Source organism: Moorena sp. SIO4A1, assembly GCF_010672065.1.
In the GTDB taxonomy this organism is placed as follows: Bacteria; Cyanobacteriota; Cyanobacteriia; order Cyanobacteriales; family Coleofasciculaceae; genus Moorena.
This window is the reverse complement of the sequence record NZ_JAAHHX010000209.1, coordinates 1-3,074: the sequence shown is the minus strand read 5'-3', so window position 1 is coordinate 3,074 and position 3,074 is coordinate 1. Positions and strand designations below refer to the sequence as shown.

General features: G+C 41.9%; 3 protein-coding genes and 1 pseudogene. 3 read left to right on the top strand and 1 reads right to left on the bottom strand.

What is annotated here, in order from left to right:
• The 3 genes and pseudogenes from F6K53_RS36255 to F6K53_RS36245 form a co-directional block, all read left to right on the top strand.
• A partial coding sequence (locus F6K53_RS36255) for an aminotransferase class I/II-fold pyridoxal phosphate-dependent enzyme (RefSeq protein ID WP_293084268.1) occupies nucleotides 1–360 on the top strand: 360 nt, incomplete at its 5' end.
• A gap of 84 nt (nucleotides 361–444) precedes the next feature.
• Nucleotides 445–1,206: pseudogene (locus F6K53_RS36250) on the top strand (class I SAM-dependent methyltransferase); the annotation flags it as partial.
• A gap of 39 nt (nucleotides 1,207–1,245) precedes the next feature.
• A complete protein-coding gene (locus F6K53_RS36245) occupies nucleotides 1,246–2,058 on the top strand; it encodes a class I SAM-dependent methyltransferase (RefSeq protein ID WP_081431065.1) in 813 nt (270 codons plus the stop codon).
• Between the two features lie 373 nt (nucleotides 2,059–2,431).
• Here F6K53_RS36245 and F6K53_RS36240 read toward each other — a convergent pair.
• Nucleotides 2,432–3,074, bottom strand: a 643-nt coding sequence (locus tag F6K53_RS36240) for a 2OG-Fe(II) oxygenase (RefSeq protein WP_293084265.1), incomplete at its 5' end; no start/stop codon positions are given.

Below are 3,074 nucleotides of genomic sequence, written 5' to 3'. Positions count from 1 at the left end.
GTATGTACCTTCTCTCAGTATGGAGCGATCGCGGCTTTATCTAGTTCTCAAAACTGTGTGGAACAGATGCGACAAACCTTTGCCCAACGTCGTCAGATTATGCTAGAGTGCCTTGATAGGATTCCTGGTTTAACCTGTCCCAAACCAAATGGAGCTTTTTATCTGTTTCCCAACATCAGCCAACTAGGGATAAAATCTGAAGAATTCTGCAATGGCCTGTTAGAGTCACAGCAAGTGGCAGCAATTCCAGGAATTGCTTTTGGAGCTGACGATCATATCCGCCTTTCCTACGCTACAGATACAGAAACCATTGAAAAAGGCATGAAACGTCTTGAGGTATTCGTTCGCTCAAAGTTTTGAGTTAACTACTAGTATACAGAGGGTGTTGATCATATGGTGGCAAACCAATTTACAGAAGCTGATACTTAAGCCTATTATGATAACTCGGACGAGCGCTACCGTATTTCTTGGCATCCAGATGGCAGCAAGCATTGGGGATATTTCGATAACTTAGATGACTCCTGTACTTATGAGGATTTTGCCGAGGCTTGTGAACGCTGGGATCAATATATGCTCTCTCAAAGCCAAATTACTGCTGACTCCCGAGTTCTAGAAATAGGTAGTGGAAACGGTAATGCGGCTATTAGGATTGCCCGGCAGAAGGGTTGTGAAGTAGTGGGGGTAGATCTAAGTACTACTCACATCAACAATGCCACAGAAAAGGCCAAGAAAAATCCATCCTTACGCTTATCCTTTCATAAAGCATCAGCAACGGATCTACCTTTTTATGACAGTTCCTTTACCCATGTCTGGAGTCAAGCAACTCTCTACCATATTCACCAACGCCAGCTAGCACTCCAAGAGATCTATCGTGTGCTGGAAATAGGGGGAATCTTTGCTTTTGATGACCTAGTAACACCAGTATCAAAAATCAATATTTCTACCCAAAAACATCTATACGAACGGCTGATCGTTAATGATATGTTTACCCCTGACTTCTACAAAAACTATCTTACCGACTTAGGTCTCAGGCTGTTAGAGACTATGGACTTAAGTCAACATATGCAAAAATGTTATCAAATTCGGTCTGCAATCATTCAACAGCAATATCCAAAACTAAGTAGGTCTTATCAGGAAAGTGCTGCTGCTGTGGAAGCTGGTGATGTAGGTTGGTGGTTCTTCCTCTGTGAAAAGTTAAGCAGCTAAGAGTTTTAACAAAATCCAACTATAAACGACTAGGAGGTTATGATGACAAAAAAATTTACAGAAGCTGATACCCAAAGCTATTACGATAACTCAGATGATCGCTATCGGATTTCCTGGCACCCAGATGGCAGCAAGCATTGGGGATATTTCGACAACTTAGATGAAGTCCACACCTATGAAGACTTTCTGCGTGGCTGCGATCGCTGGAATGAATATATGTTAGAACACAGTGGAATTTCTGCTCAGTCACGGGTACTGGAAGTAGGTTGTGGAAACGGTAAAGCTGCCGTCTGGATCGCTCAGCAAAAGGGTTGTGAGGTTGTAGGAATCGATCTTAGTGCCACTCATATCCGCAACTGCGAAATAAAAGCGAAGGATAATCCTTCACTAAATCTTTCATTCGAGAAAGCATCAATCCTCGATTTGCCTTTCCCAGATGAATCCTTTACCCATGCTTGGAGTCAAGGAACTCTCCTACATATTGAAGAACGAGGTTTGGCACTCAAGGAAATTAGCAGAGTCTTAAAACCCCAAGGACGGTTTGTTTTTGATGACTTAACTACCCCAACCATGGATATTAGTGAATCCACTCGCAAGCACCTCTACGAGCGGTTACTTGTTAATAATCTTTTTACCCCTGAATCCTATCGAGATAACCTGAGTGCGGCAGGTTTTAAGGTGCTGGAAGCGACAGATTTGAGCCAACATATGCAGAAATCTTATGCGATTCAGTCTGATAGAATTCGAGAGCAATATCCGGAACTTAGTGTGTCCTATGGCAAGAGTGCTGGAGCTGTTGAAGCTGGCGAACTGGGATGGTATTTTTTCAAAAGCGAGAAAGTAGGTAATTGATTTGGTTCACACCAGAGAGTTGATTGGCTTACAGGCAAAATTAGCTTTTCACTACCGAACTTGAGAGCAACAGTCAATATTTCTTTCAACAACCAAAAGTAATGATATACAAAAAAGCTCAATGGATATTGATTTGTCTGTGTTAGATCAAAAGGCAAAATATGACCCTATAATCCAATGTACTTCATAACTGCGGGAACCGCTGTAACTTCGCCAGTTGCTTCATTGATGGTTTCAAATTTTTAGCCATCTACAGCATCAACAAACTCACCATCAATGAAGTAAGGAGTCTCTGGTTGAAATTATGCCGCTAGTTGAGGCCAGTCTAATTTGTTAAGTTTCTCAATTATCTTTTGTCTTGCTTGCCATCTTTTTAATCTTCTAAACCATCCGTTCTCATATCGGTTTTATCCAACTGATAATGAGTTGGTAGTGCCTTACCATAAAGTTGGAGGCTGCGATATACTTTGCTATACATTTGTGGATCTTTAGTATAAGAAAAGACTGCGGTGTAGCGTGGAATAGACCCCTCCACTTTTGTTACGCGATGCAGGGAATAGCGACCTTTGAAAATTTGCAGATCCCCTGGTCTTAGATTCAAAGAGGTGACCGGAGTGCGATCGCCTTTGAGTACCTTCATCACACCATCATGATTCTCATCATGGCTCGATCTGATATTATGACAATACTCAAATATCCCCCCTTTCTCTGGAGCTTGAGTAATGACCGTTACCGAAACATGATTATTGTCAAAGTGCCAAGGAAACTCCTGTCCTGGTTTAATCACGTTGAAGGCAATATAGGAAAGAGGGTCGGCATATTTGTATAGTTTTTCTTCCTTCAGGCAAGCTTGAATAAATGGTGCGAAAGCTGGCCAGTTATAAAGCTGAAGTATCAGCGAATCAGTGGGAAAAGAATCGGCACGAACAAAACCACTAGTGCGATTGAAGAAAAAACGTTTGGGATGCTCTTTGGGAAGAGATTCGTCATCCTCACTGAAGTAGACATTAGCGAGA

What these genes read in the sequence shown, in the direction of transcription:
- F6K53_RS36245 (WP_081431065.1), top strand. Translation starts at nt 1,246, where the DNA reads ATGATGACAAAAAAATTTACAGAAGCTGATACCCAAAGCTATTACGAT.